17 protein-coding genes and 1 tRNA gene are annotated in these 17189 nt (G+C 72.2%); 12 read left to right on the forward strand and 6 right to left on the reverse strand.

Annotated features, from left to right (window positions below; translation table 11 throughout):
* Nucleotides 1-41 precede the first annotated feature (41 nt).
* The 3 genes from ACR9ZK_RS04400 to ACR9ZK_RS04410 all read right to left on the reverse strand — a co-directional run bounded on the left by ACR9ZK_RS04400 (nt 42) and on the right by ACR9ZK_RS04410 (nt 3164).
* Nucleotides 42-1070, reverse strand: a complete 1029-nt coding sequence (locus ACR9ZK_RS04400) for an adenosine deaminase (RefSeq protein ID WP_481340663.1) — start codon at nt 1068-1070, stop codon at nt 42-44.
* A gap of 229 nt (nt 1071-1299) precedes the next feature.
* Nucleotides 1300-1821, reverse strand: a complete 522-nt coding sequence (locus ACR9ZK_RS04405) for a DUF5709 domain-containing protein (RefSeq protein WP_481340664.1) — start codon at nt 1819-1821, stop codon at nt 1300-1302.
* Complete coding sequence (locus ACR9ZK_RS04410) at nt 1818-3164, reverse strand: aspartate aminotransferase type Ic (protein WP_481340665.1); 1347 nt, start codon at nt 3162-3164, stop codon at nt 1818-1820. The genes ACR9ZK_RS04405 and ACR9ZK_RS04410 overlap by 4 nt, the downstream gene beginning before the upstream one ends.
* A gap of 180 nt (nt 3165-3344) precedes the next feature.
* Here ACR9ZK_RS04410 and ACR9ZK_RS04415 point away from each other — a divergent pair.
* From ACR9ZK_RS04415 to ACR9ZK_RS04445, 7 genes are all read left to right on the forward strand, one after another.
* Nucleotides 3345-3417, forward strand: a tRNA-Trp gene (locus ACR9ZK_RS04415).
* Between the two features lie 100 nt (nt 3418-3517).
* Nucleotides 3518-3787 carry a preprotein translocase subunit SecE gene (gene secE, locus ACR9ZK_RS04420; RefSeq protein WP_481340666.1) on the forward strand — a complete coding sequence of 90 codons (270 nt, stop codon included), beginning with the start codon at nt 3518-3520 and terminating at the stop codon, nt 3785-3787.
* 100 nt (nt 3788-3887) lie between these two features.
* Nucleotides 3888-4736, forward strand: coding sequence for a transcription termination/antitermination protein NusG (gene nusG, locus ACR9ZK_RS04425; RefSeq protein ID WP_481340667.1), 849 nt, complete (start codon nt 3888-3890; stop codon nt 4734-4736).
* A 107-nt stretch (nt 4737-4843) separates the two neighbouring features.
* Entirely contained in the window at nt 4844-5275 is a 432-nt protein-coding gene (gene rplK / locus ACR9ZK_RS04430) for a 50S ribosomal protein L11 (RefSeq protein ID WP_481340668.1), read from the forward strand.
* A gap of 164 nt (nt 5276-5439) precedes the next feature.
* Complete coding sequence (gene rplA, locus ACR9ZK_RS04435; protein ID WP_481340669.1) at nt 5440-6159, forward strand: 50S ribosomal protein L1; 720 nt, start codon at nt 5440-5442, stop codon at nt 6157-6159.
* A gap of 148 nt (nt 6160-6307) precedes the next feature.
* Nucleotides 6308-8185 (forward strand): gamma-glutamyltransferase, encoded by a 1878-nt coding sequence (gene ggt, locus ACR9ZK_RS04440; protein WP_481340670.1) that lies wholly within the window; start codon nt 6308-6310, stop codon nt 8183-8185.
* Nucleotides 8186-8406: 221 nt separating this feature from the next.
* Nucleotides 8407-9672, forward strand: coding sequence for a choice-of-anchor P family protein (locus tag ACR9ZK_RS04445; RefSeq protein ID WP_481340671.1), 1266 nt, complete (start codon nt 8407-8409; stop codon nt 9670-9672).
* A 105-nt stretch (nt 9673-9777) separates the two neighbouring features.
* Here the strand turns inward: ACR9ZK_RS04445 and ACR9ZK_RS04450 are convergent, their stop codons facing one another.
* On the reverse strand, nt 9778-10698 hold the full coding sequence (locus tag ACR9ZK_RS04450) for a DUF3152 domain-containing protein (RefSeq protein ID WP_481340672.1): 921 nt from the start codon (nt 10696-10698) through the stop codon (nt 9778-9780).
* A gap of 395 nt (nt 10699-11093) precedes the next feature.
* On the opposite strand from ACR9ZK_RS04450, the gene rplJ reads away from it, so the two are divergent.
* Both rplJ and rplL read left to right on the forward strand, forming a co-directional pair.
* Nucleotides 11094-11678, forward strand: a complete 585-nt coding sequence (gene rplJ / locus ACR9ZK_RS04455; RefSeq protein ID WP_481340673.1) for a 50S ribosomal protein L10 — start codon at nt 11094-11096, stop codon at nt 11676-11678.
* A gap of 61 nt (nt 11679-11739) precedes the next feature.
* Entirely contained in the window at nt 11740-12126 is a 387-nt protein-coding gene (gene rplL / locus ACR9ZK_RS04460; protein ID WP_481340674.1) for a 50S ribosomal protein L7/L12, read from the forward strand.
* A gap of 144 nt (nt 12127-12270) precedes the next feature.
* Here the strand turns inward: rplL and ACR9ZK_RS04465 are convergent, their stop codons facing one another.
* A complete protein-coding gene (locus tag ACR9ZK_RS04465; protein ID WP_481340699.1) occupies nt 12271-13653 on the reverse strand; it encodes an FAD-binding oxidoreductase in 1383 nt (460 codons plus the stop codon).
* A gap of 96 nt (nt 13654-13749) precedes the next feature.
* On the opposite strand from ACR9ZK_RS04465, the gene ACR9ZK_RS04470 reads away from it, so the two are divergent.
* On the forward strand, nt 13750-14670 hold the full coding sequence (locus tag ACR9ZK_RS04470) for a hypothetical protein (protein ID WP_481340675.1): 921 nt from the start codon (nt 13750-13752) through the stop codon (nt 14668-14670).
* A gap of 30 nt (nt 14671-14700) precedes the next feature.
* Here ACR9ZK_RS04470 and ACR9ZK_RS04475 read toward each other — a convergent pair whose 3' ends face one another.
* A complete protein-coding gene (locus tag ACR9ZK_RS04475; protein WP_481340676.1) occupies nt 14701-15174 on the reverse strand; it encodes a DUF4178 domain-containing protein in 474 nt (157 codons plus the stop codon).
* Between the two features lie 169 nt (nt 15175-15343).
* Here ACR9ZK_RS04475 and ACR9ZK_RS04480 point away from each other — a divergent pair, with 169 nt between their 5' ends.
* Nucleotides 15344-16417, forward strand: coding sequence for an ABC transporter ATP-binding protein (locus tag ACR9ZK_RS04480; protein WP_481340677.1), 1074 nt, complete (start codon nt 15344-15346; stop codon nt 16415-16417).
* A gap of 1 nt (nt 16418) precedes the next feature.
* Nucleotides 16419-17189, forward strand: a complete 771-nt coding sequence (locus tag ACR9ZK_RS04485; RefSeq protein ID WP_481340678.1) for an MlaE family ABC transporter permease — start codon at nt 16419-16421, stop codon at nt 17187-17189.

Genomic DNA, 17189 nt, shown 5'->3' on the forward strand with positions numbered 1-17189 from the left:
TCCGTCGTCGGCAGCGTCAGATGTGTATAAGAGACAGGGGCTCACACCCCGGCGTCGAGCCAGGCGGCCACGTCCTCGAGCGCCTGCTTGCGCACCCGTTCCGGCGCGAGGCTGGCCTCCAGCGAGCCCCTGGCCAGCGCGGCCAGGCCCGCGTCGTCGAACCCGAGGTCGCGGGCCGCGGCGTACTGGGCGGCGAGCCGCGACCCGAACAGCAGGGGGTCGTCGGCCCCGAGGGCGACCCGCACCCCGGCGTCGACGATCTGCCGCAGCGGCACGTCGGCCGGATCGGCGTACACGCCGAGCGCGACGTTGCTGCCCGGGCACACCTCGAGGGTGACGCCCGCCTCGGCGACTGCGTCGAGCACCTGCGGGTCCTCGACACAGCGCACCCCGTGGCCGATGCGGTTCGGGGAGAGTGCCTCCAGCGTCTCCATGACGGCCTGGGCGCCGAGCAGCTCGCCGCCGTGCGGCACGAGCACGAGGCCCGCCCGTCGGGCGATCTGGAAGGCGTGCGCGAACTCGGCGGTGCTCCCGCGCCGTTCGTCGTTGCTCAGGCCGAACCCGACGACGTGGCCCGGCTCGTCGCCGGCATACCTCGCCGCGAGCCTCGCGAGCGTGCGGGCCTCGAGGGGATGGCGCATGCGGCTGGCCGCCACGACGACGCCGACGCCGATGCGGCCCGATGCCGAGACGGACCGTGCCTCGTCGAGGACGACCTCGAGCGCGGGCGTCAGGCCGCCGACGAACGGCGCGTACGACGTCGGGTCGACCTGGATCTCGAGCCAGCGCGACCCCTCGGCGGCGTCGTCCTCGGCGGCCTCGCGCACGATGCGGCGCATGTCCGCCTCACCGCGCACGCAGCTGCGGGCGGCGTCGTAGAGGCGCTGGAAGCGGAACCAGCCCCGCTCGTCGGTGGCCCGCGCCAGGCGGGGCGGCCACGCACCGAGGAGCGCGTCCGGCAGCCGCATCCCGTGCGTCTCGGCGAGCTCGCGCACCGTCGCGACGCGCATCGACCCGGTGAAGTGCAGGTGCAGGTGGGCCTTGGGCAGGGCCCGCACGTCGCGCGTCATGGCCGACAGCATGGCACCGCGCCGGCCGCAGCCCGAGGACCGGCGTTTCGCGCGCTTCTGAACGGAGCGCGCGAAACCCGGTCGGTGCGCGGGAAATGTCGCGCGCCCGAACCTGGATTCGCGCGCTTCTGGACGGAGCGCGCGAAACGTGGTCGGAGCGCGGGAAATGTCGCGCGCCGGAACCTGGATTCGCGCGCCGACGCGGCCGCGTCGTGCGTTGTGTCCGGGGTCAGCGGTCCTCGGGCTCGTCCGCGATCTCGTCGACGACGTGCACCGCGGCCTCCTCGGCGGACGCGGCAGCCCCGTCGATCCCGACGTCGGTGGCCCACACCTGCTTCTCGGCGTCCTCGTGCGCCCCCTCGTCGTCGGCGACGAGGCGACCGGCGCGCTGGTCGCCGACCTCGTTGTCACCGAGCCAGTCGTCCTCGGCCGCGATGGAGTCGGGGTCGTCACCGCCGAGGCGGTCCTCGTCGAGGCCACTCTCGTTCTCGGGCCGCCCGTACGCCGAGGCGGGGTCGGGCTCCTCCTGCAGGATGCGCTGGTCGATCGTCTCGTCGAGGGACTGCTCGTAGGCGGTCGTCCCGAACGCGTCGGTGCCTCGCTCGGTCTCGGGCGGGGAGTAGCCCCGGTCCAGCGGGTCGTCGACGTCCTCGTCGTCCAGGTCCTCGATGTTCGAGGGCTGGTCCTCGTCGTCGACGCTGTAGGTCGTCAGGTCGTCGCTGATGCTGTCGTCGGGCCCGGTGTCGCTCACCGTGTCGCTCCTTCCGCGGCGGGGACGGTGCTCTGCGAGGTCCCTACCCCGGCTGCACGCTCCCGTGTCACCTTCTCGGCGGCGGCGAGGGCCACGCACGTCGCGACGCCCGCCATGGCGGTGCGGACCTCCTCGAGGGTCGGGAAGGTCGGGGCGAGGCGGATGTTGCGGTCGCGCGGGTCCTGACCGTGCGGGAACGAGGCCCCCGCCGGGGTCAGGGCGATGCCGGCCGCCTTGGCCAGCTCGACGACGCGCGAGGCCGTGCCGTCGAGCACGTCGAGGTTGACGAAGTAGCCGCCGGTCGGGTGGCTCCACGTGGCCACCTCGAGCCCCGCCAGGCCCGCGGTCAGGGCCTCGTCGACGGCGGCGAACTTCGGGGCGATGATCTCGCGGTGCCGGCGCATGTGCGCGCGGACGCCGTCGGCGTCGCGGAAGAACTCGACGTGGCGCAGGTGGTTGACCTTGTCGGGACCGATCGAGGCCATCGACAGGTGCTTGAGGTACCACCGGACGGTCGCCTCGCTCGCCGCGAGGACCGCGACGCCCGCCCCCGCGAAGGTGATCTTCGAGGTCGAGGCGAACATGATCGGCCGGTTCGGGTTCCCCGAGGCGGCCGCCAGCGTGAGGATGTCCGCACTCTTGCCCTCGTCGTCGGTGAGGTGGTGGAACGCGTAGGCGTTGTCCCAGAAGATCGTGAAGTCCGGCGCCGCGGTCGGCATCGCGGCGAGGCGGGCCGCGACCTCCTGCGACACGACGGCCCCCGTCGGGTTGGCGTAGGTCGGCACGATCCAGATGCCCTTGACGGTCGGGTCGTCCTTGACGAGCGCCTCGACGGCCGCCATGTCCGGGCCGTCGTCGTGCATGTCGACGTTGACCATCTCGATGCCGAGCTCGGCGAGCATCGAGAAGTGGCGGTCGTAGCCGGGCACGGGGCAGATGAACTTCACGGCGGGCTCCTGCGACCACGGCCGCGGCGAGCCGACGCCGCCGAACAGGAGCAGGTCGACGACCGTCGTGTACATCATCGTCAGGCTCGAGTTGCCGCCGGCGACGACCTGCGACGCGTCGACCCCGAGCAGGTCGGCGAAGATCTCGCGCAGCTCGGACAGCCCCTCGAGGCCGCCGTAGTTGCGGACGTCGACGCCGCCGCGGTCCTTCGTCGTCGTCGGCAGCCGGAGCAGGTCGTCGGACAGGTCCAGCTGGGCGCTCGAGGGCTTGCCGCGCGTCAGGTCCAGCGTGAGGCTGCGGTCCTTCAGGGCCGCATAGGCTGCCTGCTGCTCCGTGAGGAAGGCGGCGAGGTCGTCGTCGGACAGGGACGCGAGGGGGCTGCGCGAGTTCGTCACGTCCACGATCCTGCCACCGGGTGCGCGACCCGAGCAGGGCGGTCCGCATGCCGGTGGTGTGGCGCCGCGACGGCCGGTTCGCGTCGGGCCGATCCGTCCCGTATGATCGTCGCTCGGACGGCTGACGCTGGCCATGCTGTCGCATGCCGTCCCGCCGCGGTCGCCCCACGACCACGGCGAAGGGCAATAGCTCAATTGGTAGAGCACTGGTCTCCAAAACCAGCGGTTGGGGGTTCGAGTCCCTCTTGCCCTGCGCATCCCAGTGATGTGGTCGTCGTGCAAGGCGGCACGCGGCTCCTGCCCCGGACCTCGGGGCCTGTCGCGGGCCGTTTCCCAGGCAGAAAGTAGGAATCGTGACGGAGACGAGCGCCAAGCGCGGGTCCGGCCGGGCCGGCCAGGCTCGCGGCGGCAACCCGCTGTCGCGGTTCTTCGGTGCGATGAGCCTCTTCGTCCGGCAGATCCTCGACGAGCTGCGCAAGGTCGTGCGTCCCACGGGTCCCGAGCTCGTGCGGTACACGACGGTCGTCGTGGTCTTCGTCGTGGTCATGATGGCCCTGGTGTCGGCGCTCGACTTCGGTCTGAGCAAGCTGATCTCGTGGGTCCTCACCGGTTCGACGACCTAGGTCGCGCATCGGGCCGGGCGCGCGGGACACGGCCGCCCCCGTCACCGGGAGTCAGCCCAGCCGCACCGGCTGGTCCACGAGCAAGGAAGTAGGTCAGAGCGTGTCCGAGCAGTTCGCCCCGCAGGGCGCCCCGAACGGCGAGAACACCGAGAGCGACGTCGTCGAGCCGCTGGTCGACGCGTCCGACGCCTCGGTCGACGCCGCGGGTGAGGACACCGCCGACGTGACTCTCGACGAGACGACCGGTGAGGTCGCCCAGGGCGCCGCGGACGCCGAGGGCGACGCGGACGTCGACGCCGAGGGCGACGCCGACGCCGACGGTGCCGGCGCGCCGGAGAGCGCCGACCCCGTCGCGGACTTCAAGCGTGACCTCCGGATGCGTGACGGCGACTGGTTCGTCGTGCACTCTTACGCGGGCTACGAGAACCGGGTCAAGGCCAACCTCGAGACGCGCATCCAGACCCTCAACATGGAGGACTTCATCTTCGAGATCGAGGTGCCCATGGAGGAGGTCACCGAGATCAAGAACGGCCAGAAGAAGCAGGTCCGCCGCGTCCGGATGCCCGGGTACGTCCTCGTGCGCATGGACCTCACCGACGAGAGCTGGGGCGCCGTGCGCCACACGCCGGGCGTGACCGGTTTCGTCGGCAACGCCCACCAGCCCGTGCCGCTGTCCGTCGACGAGGTGTTCACGATGCTCGCGCCGAGCCTCGAGGCCGCCGCCCCCGCCGGTGGCGCCGCCGCGGCTGCGTCGAGCGCGCCGAAGGACGTGCGGGTCGTCGACTTCGAGGTCGGCGAGTCCGTCACCGTCATGGAGGGCCCGTTCGAGACCCTCCCCGCCACGATCTCCGAGATCAACACCGACACCCAGAAGCTCAAGGTGCTGGTCTCCATCTTCGGCCGGGAGACCCCGGTCGAGCTGTCCTTCGGCCAGGTCGCCAAGATCTGACCGACCGGACCACGCGGTCCGCACCATCGCCCCCGCGGCACCCCGCGGAGGCATGCAACCGGGTCATCGCCCACGGCGTCGGCCCACAACGAAGAAGGTAGGCACCCATGCCCCCCAAGAAGAAGGTCTCCGGCTTCATCAAGCTGCAGATCCAGGCCGGTCAGGCCACGCCCGCTCCGCCCGTCGGCCCGGCCCTCGGCCAGCACGGCGTCAACATCATGGAGTTCGTCAAGGCGTACAACGCCGCGACGGAGGCCCAGCGCGGCAACGTCATCCCGGTCGAGATCACGGTCTACGAGGACCGCTCGTTCACGTTCGTCACCAAGACGCCGCCGGCCGCCGAGCTCATCAAGAAGGCCGCCGGTGTGGCCAAGGGCTCCGGCGAGCCGCACAAGACGAAGGTCGCCAAGCTCTCGCGCGACCAGGTCCTCGAGATCGCCCGCCAGAAGATGGAGGACCTCAACGCCCACGACGAGGAGATGGCGGCGCGCATCATCGCCGGCACCGCTCGCTCGATGGGCATCGACACCGAGCTCTGAGAGCCCGGGTCACCCTGATGTCGGGAGCCCGCCCCCTCGGGGGCGGGCCGCCCCGAACCGAGCCGCACGGCACACCGGCCACCGAGGCCGGCCCCCGGCCGGCGGCTCCGTGGGAGACCAGCGCACGGTCGCACCACGACTCCACGAAACAGCAAGGAGCAGTCATGAAGCGCAGCAAGAACTACCGCGCAGCCGCCGAGCTCATCACGCCCGGCAAGGTCTACGCGCCCCTCGAGGCCGTCCGCGTCGCCAAGCAGACGGCCAAGGCCAAGTACGACGAGACCGTCGAGGTGGCCTTCCGCCTCGGCGTCGACCCGCGCAAGGCCGACCAGGCCGTCCGTGGCACCGTCAACCTGCCGCACGGCACGGGCAAGACGGCCCGCGTCCTCGTGTTCGCCAACGCCGACAAGGCCGAGGCTGCCCGTGAGGCCGGCGCCGAGTACGTCGGCTCGGACGACATGCTCGAGAAGGTCCAGGGCGGCTGGCTCGACTTCGACGCCGTCGTCGCGACGCCCGACATGATGGGCAAGGTCGGTCGACTCGGCAAGGTCCTCGGCCCGCGCGGTCTCATGCCGAACCCGAAGACCGGCACGGTCACGATGGACGTCGCCAAGGCCGTCACCGACATCAAGGGCGGCAAGATCGAGTTCCGCGTCGACAAGCACGCGAACCTCCACTTCATCATCGGCAAGGCCTCCTTCGACGAGAAGTCGCTCGTCGAGAACTACGCCGCGGCGCTCGAGGAGATCCTGCGTCTCAAGCCGGCCAGCTCGAAGGGCCGCTACATCGAGAAGGCCACCATCTCCACGACGATGGGCCCCGGCATCCCGCTCGACTTCAGCAAGACGCGCAACCTCCTCGTCGAGGAGGACGCGACCGCCTGAGGTCGCTCCACGCCCTCGGTCACCGACGGCCCACGGCCGGTCCGACGCCAGAGCCCGCCACCCCTCGGGTGGCGGGCTCTGCTCGTGTCCGCCGAATCGGCCGGGTCGCCAGGGCGCCCGAACGGCCTTGCGCGAGTACGGTCGACGGATGAGCCGACAGACACGCAGCACCAGACGTTGGGTCGTGGCGGGTGTCAGCGCGGGCCTCCCGCTCGCCCTGCTCGCGCCTCAGGCGGGCGCGCAGCCCGCGACCCCGACCTCCGCCCCCAGCCACACGACCGACCGCGGATGGCACGGCCGCCCCGCCACGCTGCCGAAGGTGCCCGTCATGACGGGTTCCGGTGGAGCGGTCAGCTCCGTCGACCGGGACGCCTCGCAGGTCGGCATCGACGTCCTCGCCCGGGGCGGCAACGCGGCCGACGCGGCCGTGGCCACCGCCGCCGCCCTCGGGGTCACCGAGCCGTACAGCGCCGGCATCGGCGGTGGCGGCTTCCTCGTCTACTACGACGCCCGCACCAAGAAGGTGAGCACGATCGACGGCCGCGAGACGGCGCCGATGTCCTTCACCGACCAGGCCTTCATCGACCCGGCGACCGGCCAGCCCTATGCCTTCAACACGGCTGTGAACTCCGGCCTGTCGGTCGGTGTCCCGGGAACTCCCGCGCTGTGGGCCAAGGCCCTGCGCGACTACGGCACGCTCTCCTTCAACGAGGCGCTCAAGCCGGCCGAGCGCCTGGCGGCGAAGGGCTTCGTCGTCGACCAGACCTTCCACGACCAGACCGCCCAGAACGCCGACCGCTTCTCGAGGTTCCCCGCCACGGCGCGGGTGTTCCTGCCCGGGGGGCAGCCGCCCGCCGTCGGCTCGACGTTCACCAACCCCGACATGGCCAAGGCGTACCGGACGCTGCGCACCCAGGGGGTCGACGTCCTCTACCGCGGGCGCCTCGGCGAGGCGATCGTCCGCGAGGTCAACGCGCCGCACACCAAGCCCGGTCAGGAGGTCATGGGCGGCACGATGACGCTGCGCGACCTCGCGGCCTACCGTGCGCTGACCAAGGCGCCGATCCACTCGCGGTACGAGGGTCTCGACGTCTACGGCATGCCGGTGCCGAGCTCGGGCGGCATCGCCGTGGCCGAGATCCTCAACCTCATGAAGGCCTACGAGGACCGCACCGGGGTGGCGACCAGCGACGTCAGCGACGTCCAGTACCTCCACCGCTTCTCGGAGGCGTCGGCCACGGCGTTCGCCGACCGCAACCGGTACGTCGGTGACGTCCCCGGCGTGCCGGTGTCCCAGCTCGTCAACCCCGACTTCGCCGCCGAGCGCGCCTGCCTGTTCGACCCGGCCAAGGCCCACTCGCGGCCCATACCTCCGGGCGTGCCCGACGGCTCCTACGACACCTCGTGCGCCACCGCACCCGCGTCGGCGCAGCCCAGCGAGGGGCAGTCGACCACTCACCTCACGGCGGCGGACCGGTGGGGGAACGTGGCGTCCTACACGTTGACCATCGAACAGACGGGCGGCTCGGGGATCACCGTGCCGGGCTGGGGCTTCCTGCTCAACAACGAGCTGACCGACTTCAACTTCGCCCCGACGCAGGGCGATGCGCCCGACCCCAACCTCCCGGGCCCGGGCAAGCGGCCGCGCTCGTCCATGAGCCCGACGATCATCCTGAAGGACGGCACGCCGTTCCTGGCGGTCGGCTCGCCCGGTGGCGCCACGATCATCACGTCGGTGTCGCAGACGATCCTCGGCTACCTCGACCGTGACCTCTCCCTCGTCGACGCGATCGCCGCACCGCGGCTCTCGTCGCGCAACAGCGCCTCGGGGGAGGGTGCGGAGCCGGCGTTCCTGGCCAGCCCCGCGGCCGCCGGTCTGCGCGCCCTGGGCCACACGCTGACCGACGCCGGCGAGATCGGTGCCGTCACGGCCATCCGCAGCCTCGGCGACGGGATCTTCGAGGCGGCGGCCGAACCGGTGCGCCGGGGCGGGGGGTCCGCGATGGTGGTCCACCCGGCTCCCTGACGCGGGATCGACCTGCTGCGACCGACGCGCTCGCCGCCTGCCCACAGGAGCAGGTGGCGGGCGCGTCGCACGTGCGGGTCCGGCCCTCCCACCTGCGTTCTGCTGGGGAGCGCTTCGACAATTCGGGCCAACCACCCATAACACCTCGAGCTGCGCGCTCGTTTGCCGGGTGGGTCGGTCACAGGGGACCGACGCTGTGTGGGATCGAGTCAGGAGCTTCCATGAGCACCATGCATCGCGCGGTACGGACCGCGTTCCTCTCGGCGGCGCTTGCCGTCTCCACCCTCCCGCTGACGGGACCCGCGCAGGCCGCCGGCCTCCCGAACGTCGGGGTCCTGTCATACGCCTACGGCACCTACGCCGCCGTGGGCTCGAAGGTGGTGTCCGGGCCGGTGGCCTACGCCGGCATCGGGTGCACGACGACGTTCGGGCGTACCGTCAAGGGCACCGCTGCCGCCGTCAACGCCGCGCCCCTCGGCACCGTCGGGGCGACGTCGACCACGGCCTCCTCGTCCATCGAGAACGGGCTCAAGGTCAGCCGCACGACGGCCACGACGGGCGCTGTCAACCTCGTGGGCGGGCTCGTGCGCACCAGCGCCGTCAGCTCGGCCAGCACCGCCGTCGTCAACGGCAGCACCACGTTCACCGGCGGCAACCGGGCTCAGCTCGTCGGTCTCACGGTTGCCGGTCAGGCCCAGAGCGCGACCCCCGCGCCGAACACGGCCCTCTACCTGCGCGGCAGCGACGGCAAGCCGTACGCGACCGTCTACCTCAACCGCCAGACCAAGGCGTGGGTCGGCTCGGAGTGGCGGGTCCAGACCGTCGCGCTCCAGGTCGTCGTCACCGGCCGGAACCCGTTCGGCATCGACATCGGGTCCAACGTCCTCGTCGGCGTCTCCAGCTCGTCGCTGACCCGCCCGGTCGTGGGTCTCGTCGCGGGCACCGGCTACGCCACGAGCGCCAACGCCGCCGACGGCCGAGTGCTGTCGAGCCCGACGGCCCTGGCCCACCCGCAGTGCGCCGGCAGCACCGGCTCCGCCAACGTCGCGTCGGCCACCGTTCCGGGCGTCGTCACGACCGGCACGACGACGACCACGGTGGCCGCCACGGCCACGACGTCCTCCCGGGCGGTGCGGGTCGTCAACCGGGTCGGCTCCCCGCGGGTGCTCGCCGGTGTCATCGGGGCCGACGCGCTCGTCGCGGACACCGCGGTGACACAGTCGAGCCCGTCGGCTGCGCCCGTCCTCGTCGACCGCAGCTCGTTCACCGGGCTGAGCATCCCCAAGCTTCCGGCCGTCAACGGGTCGGTACCGCCGAACACCGTCGTCACGGTGCCGGGCCTGGGCAAGGTGACGCTGCACAAGGTCACCCGCACCGCGAAGTCGATCGAGGTCGTCATGGTCGAGATCGTCACCGACCGCGTCCTCGGCTCACTGCCGACCGGTTCGGTCATCCGCATCGGCTACAGCTACAGCGCCGTCCTCTGACGGACGCGACCGGGGCGTCGGGCCGAGCACGGTGCCCGGCGCCCCGGGCGCGCCCCCTGGACGACGGGCCGCGGGGCCGGGAACCGGCGCGGGCTGCCGGACGCGTCAGGCGGGCTTCGGGCTCGGCCAGTTCCAGGCGGTGCAGCCCTTGAGGCCGTAGCTCTGCTGCATCATCACCGGCGCGGCCTGGCCGGGACCCCCGCAGTAGGCGTGCGCGTGACCGATGCCGTGGCCCACCTCGTGGTTGACGAGGTAGGTGCGGTACCCGGTGACGTCCTTGCCGTACGCATCGGCGCCGAGGACCCACCGACGCAGGTTGAGCACGACGCGCCCCGAGTTGTGGCAGCTGACCTGGCCGCGGGTCTCGAGCGGGGCGCAGAGGCGGTCGGTGGTGTCCGGGCTCGCGAGGGTGATGCGCAGGTCCGGCGTGGTGCCCGCGGCGACCTGCTGGGGCGAGACACCGACGAAGCGGACGTGGTCGACGCCCTGCCAGCCCCGTCCGTCGGTGAGCACCGAGACGACCGTCCGCGTGTACTCGTCGGGATCGACGTCCAGGCCGCCCTCCATCTCGAGCGTGTAGCGGACGACGCGTCCGCTCGAGACGTGCGTGCGCTCGGCGTCGGTGGGCACGGCGAGGACGGTGAAGCGTCCGTCGCCCCGCTCGACGACGTGCGTCGCCGACGAGGTCGACGTGCCCTCCGACGCGGTGCCGGACGTCGGGCCCTGCGTCGTCGAGAGGGGACGCTGGCCCGCGACCGCGGCGTCGGAGCCCGGCATGAGCGGCGACGTCGGCACCGTCTCCACCGCGTCGACGTGGACGAGGGGGCCGGTCCCGGCGGTGAGGGCGACCCGGGACAGCACTGGGAGGGCGGCGGGGGAGTCGGTCTCACGCGCACCGGCCCAGCTCACCGACCAGACGTCGGCCGCGACGCAGGCCAGCACCGCTGTGCCGGCCCAGAGCCGCCGGCGCCGGAGGGCCCGCACGCCGGGGTGCTCGTGCCGGCGTGGTCCACCGCCAGTCACCATGGCCCCACGCTAGGTGCTCGTGGGGACGATTGCGAGGATGCTGGCGCGGACCCGCCGGATCGGGCGGGCCGCCGTGTCGCGTGGCGGGACTTCGCCGCGCGCTCGCGGCGCGCTCGCCGAGCCTGACGGGTTCTCGCCGGGCGCGGGATGGCTCGATTTTGTCGTGGCGGCCCGAGCACGTACGCTGGTCCGCGACCAATGACCGCCGGTTGGAGACGTGGTTCCACGACTCCCGAAGGTCCCGCACGATGCGGGCAACCGGCGCAGGCCGATCGAGCGAGAGCGGCACGCCCACGTGCCCGTCCGAGCCCCGAGCGCCTGCGCCGGGGCTCTTTTCGTGCAGGCCCTACGGAGATCCTCCGCCCGGCGTCACCACGCAAGGGAAGGAGGCCCAGATGGCGAACGCCGAGAAGACGGCAGCCATCGCCGAGATCACGGACCGTTTCCGTGAGTCCGGCGCGGCCGTTCTCACCGAGTACCGCGGTCTGACCGTGAAGCAGCTGTCCGAGCTGCGCAGCTCGATCCGAGAGCACGCCACCTACGCCGTGGTCAAGAACACGCTCACGGAGCTCGCCGCCAAGGAGGCCGGGATCACGGCCTTCGACGGCCAGCTCCAGGGCCCGTCCGCGATCGCCTTCGTCACCGGTGACCCGGTCGAGGCGGCCAAGGGCCTGCGTGACTTCGCCAAGGCACACCCGCTCCTCGTCATCAAGGCCGGCGTCCTCGACGGCAAGCCGCTGACGGCCGAGGACATCACGAAGCTCGCGGACCTCGAGTCCCGCGAGGTTCTCCTGGCCAAGCTGGCGGGCGCCATGAAGGGCTCGCTCACCAAGGCCGCGTACCTGTTCGTCGCTCCTCTGTCGCAGACGGCCCGTGTGGTCGACGCGCTGCGCCAGAAGGTCGAGGCCCAGGGACCCGCCGCGCCGGCTGCCGCCGACGAGGCCACCACCGACGTCGCCGAGGGTGGCGACGAGAGCTGACGCACGGCGTCGCTCAACCACCACAACGCCACTCACGGCAAGAAACAGGAAGGAAGCCATCATGGCGAAGCTCAGCACCGACGAGCTCCTTGACGCCTTCAAGGAGATGACCCTCATCGAGCTCTCCGAGTTCGTGAAGCAGTTCGAGGAGACCTTCGAGGTCACCGCTGCTGCCCCCGTTGCCGCCGCTCCGGCGGCCGGCGGCGGCGCCGCTGCCCCCGTCGAGGAGGAGGAGAAGGACTCGTTCGACGTCGTTCTCACCGCCGCGGGCGAGAAGAAGATCCAGGTCATCAAGGAGGTCCGCGCCCTCACGAGCCTCGGCCTCAAGGAGGCCAAGGACCTCGTGGACGGCGCCCCGAAGCCCGTTCTCGAGAACGTCGACAAGGCTGCGGCCGAGAAGGCCAAGGAGCAGCTCGAGGGCGCCGGCGCGACCGTCGAGCTCAAGTGATCTGACCCGGCACTTGCCGGGATCACTGCCTCGCGAAGGCGGGTCCGACCATGCGGTCGGGCCCGCCTTCGCGTTGTCGCGCCGCGGGTCGAGGTGGCTCGTCGCGGTGGATTGCGACGGGATACCTCGAACCAGATGGCGTCGTCAGAACCCCGATCCGGGGTTGAGGATGCCCTGGGGGTCGAGGGCGGACTTGATGCGATGCGTCAGCGCCATGACGTCCGGGCCCACTTGCTCCGGGAGGGCGGCGCGCTTGAGCCGCCCGACGCCGTGCTCGCCCGTGATGGTGCCGCCGAGGCCGATGGCCAGGGTCATGACCTCGCGGAAGGCGATGGCCGCGCGCGCCCGGGCGGCCTCGTCGCCGGGAGGGTGCACGATGACCGGGTGGGTGTTGCCGTCGCCGGCGTGGGCGACGACGGGGATCTCGACCTCGCGACGGCGCGCGATCTCGGCGATGCCGGTGAGCAGCTCCGGCAGGCGGGGCACCGGCACACCGACGTCCTCGAGCATGAGCAGGCCCCGGCGCTCGATGGCCACGATGGCCGCCCGGCGCGCGGCGACGAACAGCTCGCCCTCGTCGGGGTCGGTCGTCGTGAAGCACTCCCGCGAGCCGTTCGCGGTGCACAGCTGCTCCATGACCGCGATCTCCTGGGCCCGGGCCTCGCCGGGCGCGTCGGACTGGGCCACGAGGAGGGCACCGGCGTCCCGGTCCAGGCCCATCGCGCGGTGGTCCTCGACGGCGTTGATCGAGGCCTGGTCCATCAGCTCCATCATCGAGGCGCGCAACCGCCCACCGATCGCGACGACCGCGCGGGCGGCGTCGGCGACGTCGTCGAAGGTGGCCACGAGCGTCGCCGGCGGGGCCTGGGCCGGCACGAGGCGCAGCGTCGCCCGGGTGACGACCCCGAGCGTGCCCTCGCTGCCGACGAAGAGCTTGACGAGCGACAGGCCGGCGGAGTCCTTGATGCGCGCGCCGCCGAGCCGGACCAGGGTGCCGTCGGCGAGGACGACGTCGAGCCCGAGGACGTAGTCGCTCGTCACGCCGTACTTGACGCAGCACAGGCCGCCGGCATTGGTCGCGACGTTGCCGCCGATCGAGCAGATCTCGAACGAGGACGGGTCCGGCGGGTACCAGAGGCCGTGCTCGGCGGCGGCCCGTTTGACCTCGGCGTTGAGGGCGCCGGGCTCGACGACGGCCGTGCGGGTGGCCGGGTCGACCTCGACGCGGCGCATCCGCTCGAGGCTGAGCACGACGCACCCGTCGACGGCGTTCGAGCCGCCGGACAGGCCGCTGCCGGCGCCGCGGGGCACGACGGGCACGCCGTGCGCCGACGCCCACCGGAGCGTGGCCTGGACGTCGGCGGCGGTCGTGGCGCGCACGACGACGCTCGGCGTCCCGGCACCGGGGTCGGCCGTGTAGTCGAAGCGGTAGGCCGCGACGCTGTCGGGTGCCGTGAGGACCGCGCCCGCCGGCAGCGCGTCGACCAGTTCGGAGAGGTCCTGCAGCTCGGGAGCGTCCTTGCCCACTGTCGTCACCACTCCACCGTAACGACGCCGGAGCACGCTCGCCGCCGCGGCGGCCGGTGCCCGTGGGCGCGGTGCGCCTGCCGGTAGGTTGACCGCATGGGATGGCGCTCGCATGCCAAGGGCCTCGCCTCCGGAGCGGTTCCGGGGGCTGCTCCGCGAGCAGTTCCGGGAACAGTTCCGGGGGCTGGCGAGGGGTCGACGCCGCACGGGACGCCGCCGGGTGGTGCGGCACCCTCGGGTCGCTACGGACCTCTCGTCAGCGTCACCCGGTTCGACGTCGCGCCGCCCGAGCTCGAGTGGCAGCTACCCCTCAACGGTGAGCTCTACCGGCTCATGCCGGGCTCGGACCGGCCCGACTACTCGCTGCTCGTCCTCGAGCGCCCGGTGCACTTCTATCCCGCGGAGGGGTTCGACCTCGGCCGCGTCGAGCCGGAGCAGCGCGTCCAGGACCGGCGCGGCCGCCGGATGGTGCGGGTCCACGCGATGCTGCTGTGCGCGCGCTTCGTCGGCCAGCAGCTGCACCCGGGCATGAGGGATCTGGCGGTCAACCTCGCCTACGTCATCGACAACTCGCTCGCGCGCGACGCCGTCGTGGACTTCGCCAAGATCGAGTTCGCCGCCGTCGGCTTCCTCAGCGAGGGACACTCGCCGCGCCGGTCCGAGGGGTCCGCGTCCGGGTCCGCACCGGAGGTCGTCGACCCCGACGACGCGTCGGCACGCGTCGGCGAACTGCTCGACGGTGTGGCCCGCACGCTGCACGCCGGCGTCGTCGCGTTCCGGGGCCGGGACGTCGAGCGCCTCGCGGCCACCATCACGGTCGGGCCCGACCACCGGCTCACCGGCCTGTCCGGCAACGCCGACGGGCAGGCCCCCGTCCCGACGCCCGAGACGTTCGACCGGCTCAACGCGGCTCTCGCGGGGCTGGCCCGGCTCGGGGCGGCCGGCCGCGTCGCGTCGGTGACGCTGCACGTCGAGGACGGCCGGCCACGGCACGAGGTCACCGCCACGCACGGCTAGGGATCCGGGGTCGCCGGCTGCGCGGTGGGCTCAGCCGACGACGTCGTGGTAGGCGGTCACGGCCTCCGGGCGGGCCCGCCGGCCGGTGCTGATCTCCCAGACGCCGCCGTCGAAGCTCTCGAAGACGAGGACGGCATCGGCCCCCGACGTGTACTCGACGAACTCGCACGTGCCGTCCCGGCCGGTGCCGGTGTCGCCCGTGGCCGTGTACGTGGCCGTGCCGGCCTCGTCGAGGTCCCACTCGCGCCCGTCGAGGGTGAGGCCGCGCAGATCCGGCTCGCCGACGAGGTCGTGGCGCGCGGTCCACTCGATGACGGTGTCGCGGTCGCGGGGGCTGATCGCGACCCACTCGCGGCTGCCCGACCGTGACCCCTCGACGCAGTGCTCGCGCCACCGACGCCCGTCGCTGACGAAGCGGAGCGTCCCGAGCACGCGCCGGGACCGGCCCTCGACCTCGATGACGGCACCGGGCTCGACCTGCGAGGCCAACAGCTGTGCCCGCATCAGCCCTCCTCGTCGCTCCCGGCTCCCATCCCCGCCATGCGGCCTGCTCACAGGGTAGGGGTGACCGACGCCGAATGGGGGGAGGGTGAACTCGCGCGTAACTTCGCCCCTGACCACTCGTTTCCCAGACAACCGAGTCGAGACGGTCGAGACAACGAGTAGGTGCCACATGGGTGTGGAGATCGCGGTCAGCGGTCTGACCAAGACCTTCGGGTCGCAGACGATCTGGAAGGACGTCACCCTGACGCTCCCCGCCGGGGAGATCTCGGTGATGCTGGGCCCCTCGGGCACCGGGAAGTCGGTCTTCCTCAAGACCCTCGTCGGGCTGCTCAAGCCCGACGCCGGGTCGATCGTCATCAACGGCCAGGACCTCACGCGGCTGCGTGAGCACGACCTCTACGAGGTCCGCAAGCTCTTCGGCGTCCTCTTCCAGGACGGTGCCCTCTTCGGGTCGATGAACCTCTACGACAACATCGCCTTCCCCCTCCGCGAGCACACGCGCAAGTCCGAGTCGGAGATCCGGGGCATCGTCGGGGAGAAGATCGAGCTCGTCGGGCTCCAGGGCGCCGAGGGCAAGCTGCCCGGCGAGATCTCCGGGGGCATGCGCAAGCGGGCCGGCCTCGCCCGGGCCCTCGTGCTCGACCCCGAGATCATCCTCTTCGACGAGCCGGACTCCGGCCTGGACCCGGTGCGCACGGCCTACCTCAACCAGCTGATCGTCGACCTCAACGCCCAGATCGAGGCGACGTTCCTCATCGTCACGCACGACATCAACACGGCCCGCACGGTGCCCGACAACATCGGGCTGCTCTACCACCGCCACCTGGCGATGTTCGGCCCCCGCGAGATGCTCCTGTCCTCCGAGGAGCCGGTCGTGCGCCAGTTCCTCAACGCCCAGCGCGTCGGGCCCATCGGCATGTCCGAGGAGAAGGACGCCGACGAGCTGGCCGCCGAGTCCGGCCAGGAGCTGCCGCCGCTGCCACCGATCGCCCTGCAGCTCGAGCCGTCCGACGGGTCGGCGCGGCGCACGGCCCGACCCGCCGGTGCATGGTGCCGTGAGAACGGGGTGACGCCGCCGCCCGGCTCGTTCGCCACCGACGGGCACCTGCGCCCGACGCCAGTGGGCCCGACGCCGCCCGCCTCGACGCCGCCTGCCTCGACGCCGCCTGCCTCGACGCCGCCTGCCTCGACGCCGCCGGCCCCCGCCACGGCGCAGGCGGCGGCCCTGGACGGGGTGCGCTGACGTGGCCGCACCCCTCACCGGCGCCCTCCGGCAGTCCGGCTCGCTCTTCGCGCTCGCGCTGGACGTCATGCGGTCCCTGCCGCGACGACCGTTCCAGGTCAAGGAGTTCGTCCAGCAGGCGTGGTTCATCGCCAGCGTGACGATCCTGCCGACCGCCCTCGTGTCCATCCCGTTCGGCGCCGTCATCGCCCTGCAGCTCGGCACCCTGACGCGTCAGCTCGGCGCCCAGTCCTACACGGGGGCGGCGAGCGTGTTGGCCGTCCTGCGTGAGGCGAGCCCCATCGTCACGGCGCTGCTCATCGCCGGCGCCGGTGGTTCGGCCATCTGCGCCGACCTCGGCTCGCGCAAGATCCGCGAGGAGATCGACGCGATGGAGGTGCTCGGGATCAGCCCGATCCAGCGCCTCGTCGTGCCCCGGGTGCTCGCCTCGATGCTCGTCGCCGTCCTTCTCAACGGCCTCGTCTCCGTCGTCGGTGTCGTCGGTGGCTACGTCTTCAACGTCATCGTCCAGGGCGGCACGCCGGGCGCGTACATCGCCAGCTTCACCGCGCTCGCCCAGCTGCCCGACCTCTGGACGGCCGAGGTCAAGGCGCTCGTCTTCGGCGCGATCGCCGCCGTGGTCGCCGCCTACAAGGGGCTCAACGCCGGCGGTGGGCCCAAGGGCGTCGGGGATGCCGTCAACCAGAGCGTCGTCATCACCTTCATGCTCCTGTTCGTCGTCAACTTCGTCATCACGGCCGTGTACTTCCAGGTCGTCCCGCAGAAGATCTGA

The organism is Monashia sp. HAY1-5C (genome assembly GCF_056755255.1).